Origin of the sequence: Nostoc edaphicum CCNP1411, from assembly GCF_014023275.1 — a bacterium.
In the GTDB taxonomy this organism is placed as follows: Bacteria; Cyanobacteriota; Cyanobacteriia; order Cyanobacteriales; family Nostocaceae; genus Nostoc; species Nostoc edaphicum_A.
The window spans coordinates 3,120,747-3,138,426 of record NZ_CP054698.1; the positions used below are offsets into that span (position 1 = coordinate 3,120,747).

Genomic DNA, 17,680 nt, shown 5'->3' on the forward strand with positions numbered 1-17,680 from the left:
AAAATACTAAGCTTATATCCAGGTTTTAACTTTACTCTACCAACTTAACCAGGTTAAATGGAAGCTGAAGAAGCATTAGAATCTATTAAGCAAATATTTGAGGAGAGGAAAGGAAAAGTAGTATTACTGGGCAAGTTAGAAGAAAAAGTTTTTCTACTAAGTTGGCAAGGGATGAATTATAGTCAAATGCCTTCTAAAATAAAAAAGTCTAATCCTACTGCCAAACCATATACAGAACAGCAGAAATGTTGAATGCTGATACAAAACTTTACATAAATAGTTACACTAACTCTAAAAAGGCTAAATTAGTCAACATAACATCATCTCCTCAAACCAATGAACATAGCTGATTTTCTGACACATACAAGATTGCAAATAGCGGAATTTATCTAATAGTGTATGTCCCCATTGTGCGGGAATAGATAAAAGCTGTAAAATCAGATAAGCTATTAAACTAACGTAAATTTGTATGGTGATACCGTTGACGTTTTTGGTAATTAATTTGTCAAGTTTTAAGTGCATCTTTAAAAACTTCCACAAGAGTTCAACTCCCCAACGTAATCGATAAATATCCCTAATTTCATCATCATTAACAGCTGCATCTCCCGACTTTGGTAAATTAGTCACTAAGCGGAACTCAGTTTTCGTTTCTAAATCACAAAAATTAATGACTCTATAGGCAATAGCCTCATCAGATGCACCTACTTTGACTAATCCAGTTGCATCCTCAAATTCTAGTAACGAAATTGTTTTTTAATCCGCAAAACAAAATATTTGTTTTCTTGTACCAATTCTTGAATGAATTTTAATCCCGCAAAGCCTCTATCCATTACCCCCTACAGCATTAGTTGGGAGACTAGACATCATCTTGGAACCAAATTTATAATCATGATCATGTCCAAAATTGATCAAGTTATCTTCTGGGCTACCTGTAGCTAAATTCAAAGAACTAAAAAGTTTGACTTGATGATGACCCAAAACCCATAACAATTTACTTGTCAGGGTAATAATTGTTGAATCAATAGGACAAATAGCATATTTATCGTGTAATTTTTTGTGAATTTTCTTCTGTACTAATTCATTTAATTTTTGGTAAATTCCTTGAAATTGTTTTTGGCTTCGATGTAAATTTGCTTTAGAAAAAGTAGAAATATCTACCTCAAATCCTGTATTGTTTAATCTCTTAAATAAATCTCGCATACTTGTTAAGCTATTATCCAGAGCATAGGATAGCCAGCACTCAAAGAATAGACGACTATTCAATACTGGATAATCATTTTTTGGCAGGCTTTTCAAGATATCTTTGACAATTTTGGGAAATGAATTTATAATCACAATCAAACTAATATAGTTTAAGCCTTCGCCCAAAAATACCATATTTTGGGCTATTTTTATCGGATTTTTCTTACCGTTCAACACTTCTGACAGAACAGTATTTAAAAGAAATAGGTAAAAGTTTAAACGATAAGATTAAAAGAGTATTAAATATAGACGATCTTGATAAAAGAAATTTGAGGGAAGAACTTGAAAACTTTTTTGAGAGAAATTACAATTACCATACTAAAAAACTATCTTATACCACTGCGCCAGAACCAAATTATACTACTTATCCAGAGTTACCTAATAATGTATCTGAGCTAAATCAAAATCCCTTCATTCCTTTTAGTGGCAGAGTAGAAGAAAAGGATCTATTCTTTGACCGAGAGCGCGAAATGCGGCGAGTATTTGAGGTGTTGAATAGCGGTAGTAGTATTGTTTTAATTGGGGAAGAGGGAATCGGAAAATCCTCGCTGCTATGGATGATTTGCCAAGAAGTAGAAACTCGTCTAAATGTTAAACGTCAGCCAGTTTTCTTAGACCTGAATTTACTTCATAATGAAAGTCAATTTTATAGTGAGTTGTGCTACGAGATTGGTATACCTGACAGTAAAGACTATCAGTTAACCCGCAATTTGCGAAGTTGTAAAATACTACTGGCTATAGACAATGTAGGAAAACTTACAGGTGAAGGTTTTACTCGCAACATAAGGGATTATTTGCGCGGTTTAGCTGAAGGAAGTAATGCTCCGTTGAAGCTGATTTTAGCTGCCACCAAACCCCTAAACAACCTTTTTAAGGATAGTCAGGAGCAAGGTAATACTTCTCCGTTGGCAGGTATTTGCCAAGAGGAACACATTCATCCTTGGAATGAAGCTACTATGCGTGCTTTTATTACCAACCGTTTGGCTAGAACTTCAGTGAGTTTTACTGAAGAAGAAATCATCCAACTCATCCAAGAAAGTGGCGGACATCCTCGAAAACTGATGCAACTGTGTTATCGAACTTATTCGCGGTATGTGGAGGGTTTGCAATGAATGACACCGCTTTGACCTCTCCCCTACAAGGGGCTACGGTGTACACACAAGTTATCGAATTACCCCACCCTAACCCTCCCCTTTCCAAGGGGAGGGAACTAGATTTTCTTGTTTCCCCCCTTTACAAGGGGGGATTAAGGGGGGTAAAACCCGGATCTCAAAGTAACTCCGATTTGTGTGTACACGTTAGCCTACAAGAAGAGGGGAGCAAGATTACTCCTACTCCCCCTTCCCTCATAGGGAAGGGGGCTGGGGAGTTAGGTTCTTCACGGGCGAAGATGGAGGTTGAATAATGACCCCAGTACCCCGCTTAGACTTAGCGCCCAAGTTGAAGCGTCCCCTCTCGCTGTGGAACCCCTTGGATTATCTGCGCCTTTTGTATTGGGTGTTTTTCTTTCCCCAAGCTTTGCGGTGGTATGTGGATAGATTCGGGGGTGGGTATATTCCTGAAGGGGAAATGAATTGGCGAAAGGGATGGGAGTTATTGCGTCAAAATGCTATTCAACGTCAGTTACTTTTTCAAGGATTAGTTTTAACAGTAATTACACCTGTAGCTATAGGTTTAATTTTTCAGACTCTAAATGTTCGCGTTGACTGGTTAGGCATGGCGGTAGGCATGGCGGTAGGCGTGGCGGGAGGCGTGGCGGGAGGCGTGGCGGGAGGCGTGGCGGTAGGCGTGGCGGTAGGCGTGGCAGGAGGCGTGGCGGTAGGCGTGGCGGTAGGCGTGGCGGTAGGCGTGGCGGTAGGCGTGGCGGTAGGCGTGGCGGGAGGCGTGGCGGTAGGCGTGGCAGGAGGCGTGGCGGTAGGCGTGGCGTTCGGCGTGGCGGGAGGCGTGGCGTTTGGCGTGGCGTTCGGCGTGGCGGTAGGCGTGGCGGTAGGCATGGCGGGAGGCGTGGCGGGAGGCGTGGCGGTACGCGTGGCGTTCGGCGTGGCGGGAGGCGTGGCGTTCGGCGTGGCGGGAGGCGTGGCGTTCGGCGTGGCGGGAGGCGTGGCGTTCGGCGTAGCGGTACTGCGTCCAGAAACCTGGCTTATTGGATCACCTTTAAACTTGCGAATCATCCAAAACAGTAGTTGGCTACTCCCCCGCATTACTCCGCTTCCCCTTCCTAATCTTGTTTGGCGTTTGCAAAATTGGTTGCAAAATGATTGGGAAACAGGTTTACATAATACTAATGAACTTCTGGCTTATACCTTACAATTCGTTCCCGTTCTTCAAGCAGTCAATAGAGTACTTGCCAAAATCTCCTCAGAGCAACTTATTTGGAATGTCTCTCGACTGGCGGCAAATCCTTTTGATTGGAATATATTACGTTTTGCTTCAGTTTCTCTAGATGAAACCCTAAAGTCAAATTTTATCAAAGATTTGTTCTCTGTCTACTCTTTCTTCCCTCGTTCTTGGCAAGAAAGTTTACAGGCTCGTTTTGACACAGACATTCGTTTAGATACTCCTGCCAGTGCTGCTGCGGCTGGTTTCTGGCATCTACATGAACATGAGCCAGCCAAAGCAGTAAAGGCTTTTACAGAAGTGCGTTCTCTACTTTATGGTGAGGAAATGTACACCCTTGCCCAAACTTTAGCGGCGTTTGATAAAGCTCAAAAACCAGCCTCTATTGCTGCTATCCAAGTTCCTCCTTTTCCCCAGGAACCGCTTTTACGTCCAGATACCTGGAAAGTCCTTGTTAATCTGCGTCGAGTTGTTGAAGATGTCCAGTTTGTTAATCGCAGTATCTCACGTTCAGCCAGGTCTTTAGCTCTCAATCGAGCATTAGGCGAACTGACAAAAATCCTAAATCAAGCTGACACCTTGCCACAAGCAGAGCAAGGGTTAATCATAGATATTGCTCAAACTTGGAAAGAAAGCCTTTTACAAATCACTGGTGAAGTGGGAGAAATTTCTATCACCAAGCCTGTGGTTAATCCTTATGTTGTAGGCGATCCGGTTCAAGGTCATCTTTTTATTGGGCGAGAAGATATTATCAGACAGTTAGAAGAACTCTGGGTGATGGGTAATCAACTCCAGTCTGTAGTTCTCTACGGTCACAGGCGGATGGGCAAAACTTCTATTCTGCTTAACGCTGCTAATTGTCTAGGTTCACAAATCCAGCTAGCTTATGTAAACTTGCTACGTTTGGGAGATAGCCCCCAAGGTGTGGGTGAAGTACTAATGGCAATTTGTGATGAAATTTCTCAAACTGTAAAACTTCCACCACCAGATGACGCTGATTTACTAAATCTTCCCTACCGGACTTTTGAACGTTATTTAAAACAGGTTGAAGCACAGCTAGATGGTGGGTTAATCATTGCCTTAGACGAATTTGAGAAAATTGAAGATTTAATTGAAGCGAAAAAAATCCCTATCGACTTTATGGGTTTTCTGCGCGGTTTGGTGCAAATGAGTTCTAAAATCGCCTTTGCCTTTGCTGGTTTGCACACTTTAGAAGAGATGACAGCAGATTATTTTCAACCCTTCTTTGCCAGCGTCATTCCTATTCATGTAGGCTTTCAAAAACGTGCAGCTACGCGCAAAATTCTCGCTAACCCAGGTAATGAAGACTTCCTCCTCGACTACATCCCGGAAGCTTTAGATGAAATTTATGCCTTAACAAATGGCCAACCATATTTAGTGCAACTGCTGGGTTTTCAGCTAGTGCGCGGCTACAATGACCTTGTTTTTGAGCAAGGGCGATCGCGTGACCCAGTTTTCACAGTGGAAGATGTGGAAGCAGTTATCAATGACCCTGAGTTTTTCAAGCGGGGACGCTACTATTTTGATGGGGTTTGGGGTCAGGCGGCGCGGGGTGCTGAAGGTCAACAAGCAATTGTACAAGTGCTTGCACCTCACCCAGAAGGGTTAAGTCTGGATGCCTTAGCTCAGTCTACAGGTATGAATGACGCTGATTTACAGGAAGCGCTGAATACTCTGAAGCGTCATGATGTCGTTGAGGAAACTCAGGGAAGGTGGCGGATTATGGTAGAACTTTTTCGCCGTTGGGTTTTGCAGGAGTAGAGTAAAGCGATCGCATTTGTTATTTTGGGGTTCGCACTTGTTATTTCAGCGATCGCATTTGTTATTTTGGGGTTCGCACTTGTTATTTCAGCGATCGCATTTGTTATTTCGGAGTACGCATTTGCTATTTCGGAGTACGCATTTGTTATTTCGGAGTACGCATTTGCTATTTCGGAGTTCGCATTTGCTATTTCGGGGTTCGCATTTGTTATTTCAGCGATCGCATTTGCTATTTCGGCGATCGCATTTGCTATTTTGGGGTTCGCATTTGCTACTTCTGCGATCGCATTTGTTATTTCGGAGTACGCATTTGTTATTATTGATGGCTTATCTTCTTAAACTGCGCGGGTCGAGTGCATCTCTCAGCCCATCACCGAGTAAGTTGAATGCCAGCACTGTGAGAATAATCAGCACAGCCGGCGGCCAGATTAACCAAGGTTGCAATACCAAAATTGAAGCATTGCTAGCCAGAGAAAGCATATTTCCCCAAGAAGGGTCTGGTTGTTGAATGCCCAAGCCGATGAGACTCAATATCGCCTCTGCACCAATAAAGCTGGGAATTGCAAGAGTCGCAGAGATAACTACATAACTAGCTGTTTGCGGCAAAACGTGGCGGAGGATGATATAAAGTGGGTTCGCACCCATTGCCCGCGCTGCTTGGACAAATTCTCGCTCTTTAAGTGATAATACCTGTCCGCGAATGACTCGTGCTAAACCAGCCCAGCTAATAACCGAAGTAATCACCACAATTAGCAAAAAGCGCTGGGTACTGCTTAAACCCGCTGGTAAGACTGCACCCAATGTCACCAAAAGATAAATACTAGGGAAAGTCATTAGCACTTCTGCCAAGCGCATAATCAGGCTATCAGTTACACCGCCGAAATAGCCAGAAATTCCCCCGATAAGCAAACCAAGGGGATAGGTAATGATAATGCCAAAAATCCCGATAAACATACTGATGCGACCGCCATGCAGGAGGCGACTGAATTGGTCGCGCCCTTGGTCATCAGTGCCCAATATGTTGACTTTTGTGCCACTTTTTGTCCCAAATAAATGCCAATTTAAGGGGATACCAGGAAAGATCGTGACTTCATCCCACTTCGGGGGTAATGGCAAACTCATCTGTAACAATCGGTATTCTGGCCCGGAGACAAATAGACGCAGAGGTGATGGATTTTTGAAGTCTACAATGAGTTTGCGATCGCCTGTTTCTAAATTCGTATCTCCCTGAGTAGTCGGATAAACATGGGGGCCGATAAACTGCCCTGACTGAGAAACCCAGTGGATCTTAGTTGGTGGCAGCAGTGAACCATTAGGCTGTGAGGCATAGGGGTCATAAGGAGCTACGAAATCAGCTGCAATTACTGCTATGTAAAAAATTAACAGCAAAATTGCCCCAAATCGTGCCAAAGGATTTTTCTTAAGTCGTCGCCACCAATCCATAGTAGTTAGGAGTTATAAGTTATGAGTTATGAGTTATTAAGCTTTTATCTTAATTCATAATTCATCATTAATAATTCTTAAACTCCCAACTCTACCAATTTTGGATTTTGGATTGAATAAAAAATCTAAAATCCCAAATTGAATAGCTCCTAATTCGCAACTCCTAACTTCTCCAAATACCGCTGCTGTTCTTCCTGTTGTTTTTCATGTTCCACAACAAACACGTTTGAGTAGAGATTAGCAAGAATTTGTTTTCCTTGTTGTGTCAATGATAGGTAATGCAATCCCTCTTGGATATAGGGATAGACACCATTCCAGTAAAACTTAGCGTAGTTATTACGTAAATCGGCAGGAGTTTTATAGCCCAAAACTTTATTTACACCAGTTTCTTCAAACTCGTAAAATAAAGACGTAATTTTCTTTAGGTAACGTGGGTCACTTAGTTGACCAATCAAATCAGCAGCCCGGACTAATCCTGCAAAGCACTTTGTATCTTGATGATCTTCTGCGGCAGGCACGGGAAATCGAGTCAATTCAATATTGCTCTTAATTGCCTCAGCATCTATTAACTTGTGACCTCCAAAACGCTCATCAATAAAGAGCTTGGCTCTATCAACATGATAGGGTGTCAGACTAGCATCAGAAGCGCCAGGAGCTACAGAAATCATTTTGCCATTTTTACCTGTGGCATATAAGCCTGCTGCTTCTCGGTCTTGCCGGCAAACTCCCTTAACGTAGCCAATATCATGACTCACTAAGGAAATAATACAATGCAACCAATCTTCACTGGAAACGCCGCCTTCCCTAATGTGTTTGCCACGTAAGATTTCTTGCCCTACTAGGGTGACAAGGACAGTGTGTTCAACATTGTGGTAAAGGGCGTCGCTATTGGCAATATTTTCCAAAGCCATGTTACCAGCCCAGGCGATAATGTCTTGATAATCATTTTTGAAGCAGCCATAAGTGCGACGGTAGCCATCTCGAATTTCATTTACAAAGGCATCAATTAAAATTTCAGTGGCATTGAACATATCTGGTTACTCTGGTAAATACCAATTATTTATTGATTTGATTGATTTAAAAATTCCATAATCAGGGCCACCCTTACTGGAATTTAGAGCAATGGAGTTTGCTCCTTTGTAACTCACGTGTAGCTGTGGACGCTAGCTTAACCTATACCTGGATTACATGGTAATAGATGACTTCCTGGCAACACAAAAGCTTTAGAGTAGTTACGAGTTGCGTATAAAAAATAATCTTCTAGTGTAGAAAAATACATGAATATTTTAGATTTTAATTAGATAAATCTAGATTCGCTTTATCAGTTTTTCATATCTAAGCCTTGGTTGGCGGTGATCTAAATACATCTAGTGTGTGACCTAGAGTAGTTTAATCTACATAAAATTTTGAAGCATTTTTTCTTAGTAATTACTCTTAGTAAAATCGTAGTATTCTATACAGTTGCATCTGAAAGAGTTTACTATTAAATGCCTCATAGTTGATAGAAGTAAATAAACTTCAAGTTTTCTTAAGAAAAAATCAAGATTGATATGCATAGACAGAGTGGAGGTGGAACTGTGAGTGATGAAAATGTTTCATGTGAAAACCGCCAATTATGGGCGGTTTCACAACTACCACCCTGCTGAGACTGGTGATAGTACCAGTAAAATTTAGCTACATCGACAACTTTCAAACTTAGATTATGTATGACTGCGCTATGGCTTTGGCAAGGAACCACCGCACCCATAATAAATATCTCGTGGAGTTAATTATGCGTTACCTGAAATCCTTGTAGAGACTTAGCACTGCTAAGTCTCTACATTCTTTCTTACCAGATGTCTATTACAGTAAACTTCCAAATTTAAGTGTTTTAGACAAATTGAATATCGCTCAGGCTATAGTTATTGGCGAGGATTGTGATCACATCAAAACGAGGTAAAATCACAGAAGAGTCAGTGCTGTTTTCTGTTGTATCTAACGAAACACCAAGACTCAAGGAATTTTTAGAGCCATTGTTTTTAATAATCTCGTTAACAGTTGACTCTAGCTGAGGGTCGTTTATGTCTTCACTGCTCAATGTATCGTTCGTGATTGACCCAAATGGAGAGCCAATAGCAATGTAGTTGCTACCAAAAATATAGTTTTCAAGTTTTTTCAGTTGGATTTTATCTTGTCCTGTCTGAAAATCCCCTATAAAAGCAAAGTCATTAAGACCGAAAAATCCTCCACCTCCCACATAGTAAGGATTTTTTTCATCTCCAATCACAAATGTGTCTGGATCTGCACCACCTGTTAGGATATCTATCTCCTTTATCCCTGGTTGAACACTTGCAGTATCAACACCAACTAAAGTATCTTTACCATCAAGACCTGAGAGTTGGTCATTACCCTTTCCACCTTTGAGCAAGTTATTGGCTAAATTACCGATAATGGCGTCATTTTGTGAAGTGCCAGTGACGTTGACAAAGTTCTGAACTTTAAAAGTCAAAGTACCCAATCCTGGAACACCATTGACAATCAGACTATTGGTTGACAGGTTGACATTCAATGATGTTGTTGCAGTGCCTATAGAACCATCAATAGCATTGGCTTGTCCTTTTGCCCCAATGATAGTTTCTATCTTGACGAGTTGATCTTTCCCAGATATACCTTCCTTATTCACGATACCAACGGCTTCGAGGCTAATAGCATTACCCAATCCGCTATAGTCAGCCGTATCAATTCCGATACCTCCATCTATGAGGTCATTACCAGTTCCTCCAATTAAGATGTCATCACCACTACCACCTTCTACAATATCGTTCCCATCTCCAAGGCGAGAGGCAAAGATAACACCTTTGCTGCCTCCACCAATCACATCATTACCATCACCACCGCGTACAGTATCATTGCCATTACCTCCCAAGATTTCATCATTGCCTTTTCCACCTTCGAGCAAATTATTGGCTGAATCACCGATAATGGTGTCATTTTGTGAAGTGCCAGTGACGTTGACAAAGTTCTGAACTTTAAAAGTCAAAGTACCCAATCCTGGAACACCATTGATAATCAGACTATTGGTTGACAGGTTGACATTCAATGATGTTGTTGCTGTGCCTATAGAACCATCAATAGCATTGGCTTGTCCTTTTGCCCCAATGATAGTTTCTATCTCTAATAGCTGATCTTTACCGGATTTACCTTTGTTGACAACACCAGCAGCTTCTAGAGTCACAGCCTGACCTAATTCGCTGTAGTCAGCTGTATCTGTTTCAGATCCTCCTACAAGTGTGTCATTGCCGATGCTACCGATAATGCGATCATTTCCCGCAAGACCAAGCACAATATCATCCAAAGAAGTACCGATTAGGACATCATCAAAGCGAGTACCAACAATTAACATATATTAATGATGCTGAAGTTTTTATGACTTTAGCAGAAGTAGGTTATTAAATAAGTTTAGAGCGGGTTAAGGGTTATAAAATTGTTTACTTAAATGTCTATTCCCTCATTTTTTAGCATCTAGTTTAATTAGCAGAAATAATTTATTGAATAAGTTTATATTGGGTTAAGAATTATAAAATTATTGATTAAATTGTCCGTTCACTCATTTTTTAACATCTAATTGAATAAGTTTGGGGTTCGGATGCCAGAGGAGAGTGAGTATCTCACGGTTTTTCCTTTTTCGATTGAGCAGACCTAGACATAGGAGTGGAAACCCTTGTAGAAAACTTAAATGTAAGATTTCTACAAGAGTTTCAGGTAACGCATCATTAATTTCTGGTGATGCCTATTCTAGATGAGGATTTTTACGGACTGTAGAAGATTGCGTAGGCGTAGCCCGTCGTAGACATCGCTGTCATATTGCTTCACATCTAGATGGATAGACAGGTGAACCGAAAGGTTCTACAATCTGACTGATTGCGGTAAATTTACCTATTGTCCAATCCACATAAGCATAGTAAAGATTTTCTAGTGATTCCGTTTGATTGCGGAAGCACTAAATTAATATAGGAAAGTCTTGAGTAAGGGGCAGCAAACAAATGGATGTAAAGCTGATTCTAGCTGGATTAACAGTTATCTTCACACTTTCGTGCTTATTTTTTGGCACGAAAAATGGATTTTATGATTCAGATAACTATCACGGCAATGGCTCTGCACATTGAGATAAATCTGTAGGCGCTTGGGTGACTTCCCAAAGGGTGAGTTGGCTGAAAGCGCTCAAAACTTGCAAAGGGAAAATACACAAGAGGCAAACTCCTTGAGTTCCTAGTTTGATGGCTTCTCGTTAGCCCACCTTTCCGAACCAGTGCGGGTTCGGTGGAGGCGTCCTCCCCAATCAAAAATCTGTATTCTCAGGGTGTAGGGGCGCACGATAAAACTTACCCCTAAGTCACAAAACCAAAATTTGTGTATGTAACTTTTGGCTTTTGGGATATGTCCATGATGATGAGGTTTGAGGGGAGGAGAGCATGAGGGATAATCTGTCGGCATCCTCTCGCGTAGATGCTGCGGAAGCGGGTAGTGAATTAGAATGTTTCCCCTATAGTGTCCAGCATGACAATGAGGGCGTGTGTTTATTGGTGAAAATGGGCCCATACCGCATTCTGTTGGATTGTGGTTTGGAAGATATTTCATCGCTGGCTAAGGGGCTTAATAAGTCAGTACATGGAGCTAATTCGCCCCTACCAGCAGATTTAGTTTTGATTAGTCATGCCCACCCAGATCATTCTAGAGGTTTACTGGCACTGCATAAAGCTTTTCCCAAGTTACCTATTTATGGTAGTGAGGTGACTAGCAAGTTACTGCCGTTGAATTGGCTAGACCAAGACCCTCAAGAAATTTCCCAATTTTGTCATGCCTTGCCGTTGCGATCGCCTGTGGAATTCCAAGAAGGTCTGGTGGCAGAATTATTTCCCGCAGGGCATCTACCAGGGGCAGTGGCAATTCTACTTACCTACACCACTCAGCAGCGTATTTACAAGCTACTCTATACAGGGGACTTTTTCCTGTCCAACTCTCGCCTGGTAGAAGGTTTGCGTTTAGAGGAACTGCGGGGTTTAGATTTGGATGTGCTAATCATTGAAGGTAGTTATGGCACATCCCGTCATCCTCACCGCCGTAACCAAGAAAATCAACTAGCAGAGCGAATTAATCGCGCGATCGCTGATCATTGTTCTGTAATCCTTCCCACCCCTGCTTTAGGATTGGGTCAAGAACTATTAATGCTCTTGCGATCGCATCACCATTTCACCGGACGAGATTTAGATATCTGGGTAGATGGTGCTGTTGCTACTGGGTGTGATGCCTACCTAGAACTACTACCTCACCTTCCCCCATCGGTGCAGAACTTCGCCCGCCATCAACCCTTGTTTTGGGATGAACGGGTACGTCCCCGCGTGCGTCGTTTACAACCAGAACATCGTCCCACTGTGGGCAAATCACCTTGTATAGTCCTCACCGACTCTACATCTGATTTAGGTGAACATTGCCAACTAGACACCGGGCCTTGGCTGATCCTGTTACCAGAAAAAATTGATATAAAAGTTAACAAAGAATATTTAGCACCCACCACTGTTGAAACCTATCTTTTAGCTCAACATAGTGATGGTCCTGGTACTACGCAGCTAATTCATAACTTGCGACCCCAGCACGTGATTTTTGTCCACGGTTCTCCTGCTTATTTAGCAGACCTGACTAGCTTAGAAGAGTTGCAAAACCGCTACCATGTACATTCACCAGCAGCTAACACTTTAGTAGAACTGCTTATTGGCGATACATTTTTGCAACCGGCAGCGCCAGAAACTAACTACGAAGGCGAACTGACGGAGTTGGGAACAGTAATCACAATCACCCTACCTGATGTGATTACTGCTGATCCGCGTTGGCGGCAATTTGCTGATACTGGGTTAATCGAAGCTCGTTGGCAAGGGGAAGAACTAGTATTAAGGGGATTGTCTCAACGAGAATTACTCAGCCAAAATAGCGATCGCTATACATGGACAGATGTAGACTGTTGTGGTACTTGCCGACACCAAAGGGGGCAGCGGTGTTGGAACCCAGCTTCCCCGCTGTTTAACTTCAAGGTAACTCTTGAAGGTTACTGTCCTGCCTTTGAACGTTTATCTAGTCCTGAGTCCTGAGTTCTGAGTTCTGAGTTAGGATTTATTACTCAGCACTCGACCCTCAGCACTCAGCACTGATTAATTATTCTGGATTCGAGTCAGTGTAGCGGTTATGAATGCGTTCAGCTTCGGGACAATCTTCAGTCATCAAAGGTTCCACATTCCCGCGTGGTACTGAAGCCAATTTTTGCGTTACAGCACCAATGCTCTCGAGGCGAACCATTTCTTCCCAAGAACAAACTTCGTCTTCTTCTTCTGTTTCATAGCGTAGGGTCACTAAATCTCCCTCTATGTCTATGATGCGGGCGCGTTCAATCCAGCGTTGCTGGTCCCGCAAGAAAACACATACCTCGCGCCCATCGCAACACAGTTGATAAATCTTGCGGTGTAGCATGTATTGTTTCTGCCTTTTTAAACAACGTAGTTAAACCTGTCAAAATCTGGGTTCTACCCCATTACATTACACCTTTAGGAGGTTAATTTCACTGTTTGGAACAACAAGTAGAGTTTATGACCTAATCCCAAAACTTGCCTGTAGTTGTCAAAATGTTGAGAAATGTTTGGTCATCAATCAATGGTTGCTCTCGCAATGAACTAAATCTCCCTCCGGCTGATTCTAGGGAATGTCTGCTTCATAGAAGTCAAACAATTCAGCACCTGTCCTAACCAGGTTCATATTTGTTGGTGAGTCATTCCTACCATTATGTAATAAAGAATACTCCAAAACAATCGTTGATTGCGGTTGTTTAATTTGCCTACTTTTAGTCATTGGCATTACTGGGAAGTCCGGGGACTTGGTTTTACTTTTACCCACTTGTATCTGATCTTAACTCATTCTCTTGCTGACCTTAATGCTTTTCAACAACAACACCTAAAGAGTTTTGAGTTTTTAAGATTTTTGCCCGATTATAACTAAGAAAAAGGCAACGGAGTCGAGGGAAAGGCAGATAGACAAAGGAGTTAAGGGGCAAAGCGTCAATACCCTGAGAAGATTCCCCTCTGTTTCTTTTGTGGGAGTATCAGCAAGATTTATCAAGAAAGGCAGTTCTTGCTGAGGCTAGAAGGTGGAAGGAAAACTGGACTCTACTTCAGTAAAGCGACCAGAGCAAGCTTGCGGTTTAAAAATATCACTGAATTTCCGTTTAATGACTCCAAATCATTAAGGGTCGAATCCTCTTGGAGTTTGCTCGTCCTGCCTTCTGCCTCCTGTCTCCTGTCTCCTGCCTCCTTCAACTGATAGAGGAAATTCCATAAGCACGCTTGATGAAGACGCTTCTCGTTTAATTTGACCTGCGCGAACTGCATTATATAGGGCTGCAAGAAAAGGCAAATCCTCTGACTGATAGCATTTAGTAGACAGTACTTGCTGGAGTAAACCCTCAGATTCAACACTAAGATATCCAGTTTCAAAAGCAGATTCAATGAGTGTGCGAATCATCTTGATTAGGGCAGAGTAAACAATTTGTTACGTCAAGTGTGGAACATTTTTCTCTGCTATTAATTGATATGGAACATGAATATCATGTGATTATAATTACACGTAACTAGTGATTTCTATCACAATTATGGTTAAAAAGAGAACTTTATGTACGTTTATCTATGAGTTGATTGATATAAAATTTATGAAGTATCTCAGTATTAATACAGCTAAACCCCATGATTTAACAATATTAAAATATATAAAAAAATTTTTAGGCAAGCATCCAAAAAATATAGTTTGGATATCACAAGCAATCAAGCGAAAAACTGGCGGAAATCTTCATCATTTTTACTTAATTGCACCCAATCTAAGTTTAAGGACTGGAATTTTTGCACTAAGCGATCGCAAGCCGGACGTTCGGTAGCGTAATGTCCAGCATCGATTAAAATGAGATTACAATCGCGGCTTTCTTGAAACTGATGGAACTTACAGTCAGAAGTCAGATAAGCTTGAGCACCAGTTTTAGCGACGGCTGAAATGTAACTAGCTCCCGAACCACCCAAAACGGCAACTCGTGAAATTGTTTGTTGTAAATCAGCAGTTGGAGAAAAAATCAAATTAGGCGGAGCAAGTCGGGTTTGAATGGCTGCGAGTAATTCCTGTAATGTCAGAAATGGCTCTAGCAAACCAACACGACCATATCCTAATCCTCCTTGTGTTGGTACTATGGGAGTAACTTCTTTGAGTTCTAAAATCTGACCCAAAACGTCAGCGGTACCATCCTGCACTTGGTCGAAATTAGTGTGAGCAGTGTAAATACCAATATTATGGGTAAAGGCTAACCTTACCATTTCTGCGATCGCTTCACCAGTGCGTAAAGATTTGAGAGGATTAAAAATCAAGGGGTGATGGGCGAATATCAGATTAGCATTAAGAGCGATCGCTTCCTGCATTACCGCCAAAGTCGGTGTCAAACAGACCAAAACCCGTGCTTTTTCCTGCAAAACTCCCGGCTCAATCTGCCAGCCACAATTATCCCAACTTTCACACCAAGCTGGATTTGCCCATGCTTCAAACCAAGTAATTAAATCAGCAATTTTCATAATTATCGTTCTTCAGCAATTTTGAATTGCTAATCAATGTCTCTGTGGTTGAATATTTAATTGTAATGCTACTTGCTGGCGCATTTCTTGGAAAGGTTTGTTCCATACAGGGCTAGCATTCCAATTCCATGCTGCTACTGGAATAAGTTGTTCTTTTGCTAAATAAGTTAGCAGACGGTATTCATCTTCTGGTTCACGAGAAAAGGTGAAGGGGTTACGGTAGCCTGTTTCACACAGTTTATAAGATATAACTTGACCATGATTAATACGTTGTAAAAGTTCCTTACCTTTAGCGAGCAAATAATCAAAAAAAACCAGACTAAAAGGTTCTATATGTGAGCGTTTTTGTGGTTCTTTTTTTACCCATCTTGCCCAATCAAATCCATACATAAAATCATGAACATAACGAAAGCGCATTTCCGTTTTATTCCCAAACATTTCCGTCAAACAAACCATCTTTTCACCAAAAACTTTTAAGAAGGGAACAGCGCCTTCATCTGCCGTTAACGCCTGCCTAAGCATACTACTTACCAGAAAATCAAAATCCCAGAAGATGTTTTCTGGGAAGTTTTGCAACTGAGTGCGGACTATGCTTTCGAGAGTTTCTTGAAGGGTTGTGAGAATCGGAATGTCGGTGTTTTGTTCAGTAATCAAATTTCCCAATTCTGCAAAATTGGTAATTAATGTCTTGTGGGGATTAAGTGACAATAAGTTAACAGACTGCTGGACAAAAATTTCATCAAGAAATTGAAAATTAGGAGTTGGTTTGAGTTCTTTCTTCATATTAATTGAAATTGCCCAGACAGCTTACACTAAAATATTAGTGTATAATAAAATAAATAGATTATTAAATAATCATAAATAAACTTAACTTTTAAATTTACATAGATTATTTGGTATGTATCTGGTTATTTTTTTATTAAGAAAGCTATTACGGCAAGAATTATGTAATACATATCACCGCACAGGCTACAATATTATATCCTAATGATTCGCAGTATAAACAGAGTATTTAAACTCTACAAAACGACACTTTAAATAAACAATCATTGAGAAATATCTATCCAGAAATGTGAACAACCAATTCTCTTGAATGGCTGCGTTGGCGGTGTTCCCAAATATAAATTCCCTGCCAAGTTCCCAGTACAAGATGACCTCGATTAATGGGGATATGTTCAGAAGTGTGAGTGAGTGCGGTACGGATGTGTGCCGGCATATCATCGGGGCCTTCTGCATCATGGATATATTTGCCTGATTCTGGAACGAGTTTTGCCATAAAATCAGCTAGATCCACAAGAACATCAGGATCGGCATTTTCTTGGATAACTAAACTGGCTGAAGTGTGGCGTAAAAATAAAGTACAAAGACCAATATCAACACCTGATTCTGCAACTATGGATTCAATTTTTGCAGTGATATTGTAAAAAGATTTACCAGTCGTAGAAATTCTCAGTAACTTTTGGTAGTGGCTCATTTAAAACAGTAATGATTGATGACAGTAAAATCTAATTAGCAGTTCAATCTGCTTGATTTGGTTGTTGTTCTCTCGTTGGTTGATCGCTTGACTTAGTATGTCTTCTTCTAAAGATGCTTAACACGGCATTTACAGACTCTTTTATGACATCGGGGATGATAGGCGTATTAGGTAGATTGTGAGATAAAGCTGTAATGTTAGCCGGATCTGGCTCTGGCAGTTGTAAACCATTTTTAGAAGATGTTGTATCATCTTGGTTGGTATTCATATTTTTTGTAGTTCAGGAATAAAATAAACTGTTACTTGATGTAACAAGGCAACAAAAGCAATTCCAGCAGTCACAAAAGTAGCATACGTCAGGGATTGAGAAATATCCTCTACTTGCTTCTGATTTTCATTATAAGTCTCTCTCAAGTTAACTAACATCTGTGACTGGTATTCTTGAGGTGAAAACTTCAAATATTTATTCTGAAAATCGTCAGTTTCTAGGTTGGGACTGACAAAAAATTTGCGTGGCAATAAAGCCCGTATTAGTAACATAAAGTTGAAAAGCAGTAACAATATTTCTAATACACTAAAAAGACTAAATATTGTAATCAGCCTGGATATTGTTAAAAAACTTAATAATGCGGTGTTTGTGACAAATAAGATGTTCATCTGAGTGATTAATATCTGCCGTTCTTCTTTTTGCCTTTCAATCACTCGACGTACATCTTGGGCGGCCAATTCTAAAGTTTCTTTATCTATTGTTGGAGATTCCATTATTAATTGATTG

15 protein-coding genes and 2 pseudogenes are annotated in these 17,680 nt (G+C 41.0%); 5 read left to right on the forward strand and 12 right to left on the reverse strand.

Features of this window, described 5'->3' with window-relative positions; translation table 11 throughout:
* Positions 1–57 precede the first annotated feature (57 nt).
* Positions 58–252, forward strand: coding sequence for a hypothetical protein (locus HUN01_RS15520; protein ID WP_181932021.1), 195 nt, complete (start codon positions 58–60; stop codon positions 250–252).
* A gap of 57 nt (positions 253–309) precedes the next feature.
* Here HUN01_RS15520 and HUN01_RS15525 read toward each other — a convergent pair.
* Positions 310–1,335: pseudogene (locus HUN01_RS15525) on the reverse strand (IS4 family transposase).
* Between the two features lie 176 nt (positions 1,336–1,511).
* Between HUN01_RS15525 and HUN01_RS15530 the strand changes: the two are divergent.
* From HUN01_RS15530 to HUN01_RS15540, 3 genes are all read left to right on the forward strand, one after another.
* Positions 1,512–2,354 carry an ATP-binding protein gene (locus tag HUN01_RS15530; RefSeq protein WP_238846277.1) on the forward strand — a complete coding sequence of 281 codons (843 nt, stop codon included), beginning with the start codon at positions 1,512–1,514 and terminating at the stop codon, positions 2,352–2,354.
* A gap of 292 nt (positions 2,355–2,646) precedes the next feature.
* Positions 2,647–5,361, forward strand: a complete 2,715-nt coding sequence (locus HUN01_RS15535; RefSeq protein WP_181932022.1) for an AAA family ATPase — start codon at positions 2,647–2,649, stop codon at positions 5,359–5,361.
* A 24-nt stretch (positions 5,362–5,385) separates the two neighbouring features.
* Positions 5,386–5,700 carry a hypothetical protein gene (locus tag HUN01_RS15540; RefSeq protein WP_181932023.1) on the forward strand — a complete coding sequence of 105 codons (315 nt, stop codon included), beginning with the start codon at positions 5,386–5,388 and terminating at the stop codon, positions 5,698–5,700.
* Here HUN01_RS15540 and HUN01_RS15545 read toward each other — a convergent pair.
* The 3 genes from HUN01_RS15545 to HUN01_RS15555 form a co-directional block, all read right to left on the reverse strand.
* Entirely contained in the window at positions 5,689–6,804 is a 1,116-nt protein-coding gene (locus HUN01_RS15545; RefSeq protein WP_181932024.1) for an ABC transporter permease, read from the reverse strand. The genes HUN01_RS15540 and HUN01_RS15545 overlap by 12 nt on opposite strands.
* 149 nt (positions 6,805–6,953) lie before the next feature.
* On the reverse strand, positions 6,954–7,835 hold the full coding sequence (locus tag HUN01_RS15550; protein WP_181932025.1) for an Npun_R2479 family HD domain-containing metalloprotein: 882 nt from the start codon (positions 7,833–7,835) through the stop codon (positions 6,954–6,956).
* Positions 7,836–8,674: 839 nt separating this feature from the next.
* On the reverse strand, positions 8,675–10,186 hold the full coding sequence (locus HUN01_RS15555; RefSeq protein ID WP_181932026.1) for a calcium-binding protein: 1,512 nt from the start codon (positions 10,184–10,186) through the stop codon (positions 8,675–8,677).
* 1,069 nt (positions 10,187–11,255) lie between these two features.
* On the opposite strand from HUN01_RS15555, the gene HUN01_RS15560 reads away from it, so the two are divergent.
* Positions 11,256–12,926: an MBL fold metallo-hydrolase gene (locus HUN01_RS15560; RefSeq protein WP_181932027.1), complete on the forward strand. Its 1,671-nt coding sequence runs from the start codon at positions 11,256–11,258 to the stop codon at positions 12,924–12,926.
* Positions 12,927–12,990: 64 nt separating this feature from the next.
* On the opposite strand, the gene HUN01_RS15565 is transcribed toward HUN01_RS15560, so the two are convergent.
* The 8 genes and pseudogenes from HUN01_RS15565 to HUN01_RS15600 all read right to left on the reverse strand — a co-directional run bounded on the left by HUN01_RS15565 (position 12,991) and on the right by HUN01_RS15600 (position 17,667).
* Positions 12,991–13,302 carry a DUF6679 family protein gene (locus tag HUN01_RS15565; RefSeq protein WP_012408115.1) on the reverse strand — a complete coding sequence of 104 codons (312 nt, stop codon included), beginning with the start codon at positions 13,300–13,302 and terminating at the stop codon, positions 12,991–12,993.
* A 222-nt stretch (positions 13,303–13,524) separates the two neighbouring features.
* A complete protein-coding gene (locus HUN01_RS15570; protein WP_181932028.1) occupies positions 13,525–13,683 on the reverse strand; it encodes a hypothetical protein in 159 nt (52 codons plus the stop codon).
* Between the two features lie 465 nt (positions 13,684–14,148).
* A pseudogene (locus HUN01_RS15575) lies at positions 14,149–14,346 on the reverse strand (hypothetical protein); the annotation flags it as partial.
* A 296-nt stretch (positions 14,347–14,642) separates the two neighbouring features.
* Entirely contained in the window at positions 14,643–15,431 is a 789-nt protein-coding gene (locus HUN01_RS15580; protein ID WP_181932029.1) for a Nif3-like dinuclear metal center hexameric protein, read from the reverse strand.
* Positions 15,432–15,464: 33 nt separating this feature from the next.
* Positions 15,465–16,214, reverse strand: coding sequence for a hypothetical protein (locus tag HUN01_RS15585; RefSeq protein ID WP_181932030.1), 750 nt, complete (start codon positions 16,212–16,214; stop codon positions 15,465–15,467).
* A gap of 277 nt (positions 16,215–16,491) precedes the next feature.
* Positions 16,492–16,905 (reverse strand): secondary thiamine-phosphate synthase enzyme YjbQ, encoded by a 414-nt coding sequence (locus tag HUN01_RS15590; RefSeq protein WP_181932031.1) that lies wholly within the window; start codon positions 16,903–16,905, stop codon positions 16,492–16,494.
* 43 nt (positions 16,906–16,948) lie between these two features.
* The gene (locus HUN01_RS15595) at positions 16,949–17,173 is read right to left on the reverse strand and encodes a hypothetical protein (protein ID WP_181932032.1); all 225 of its coding nucleotides are present in this window, start codon (positions 17,171–17,173) and stop codon (positions 16,949–16,951) included.
* The gene (locus HUN01_RS15600; RefSeq protein WP_069069675.1) at positions 17,170–17,667 is read right to left on the reverse strand and encodes a hypothetical protein; all 498 of its coding nucleotides are present in this window, start codon (positions 17,665–17,667) and stop codon (positions 17,170–17,172) included. The genes HUN01_RS15595 and HUN01_RS15600 overlap by 4 nt, the downstream gene beginning before the upstream one ends.
* Positions 17,668–17,680: the final 13 nt, after the last annotated feature.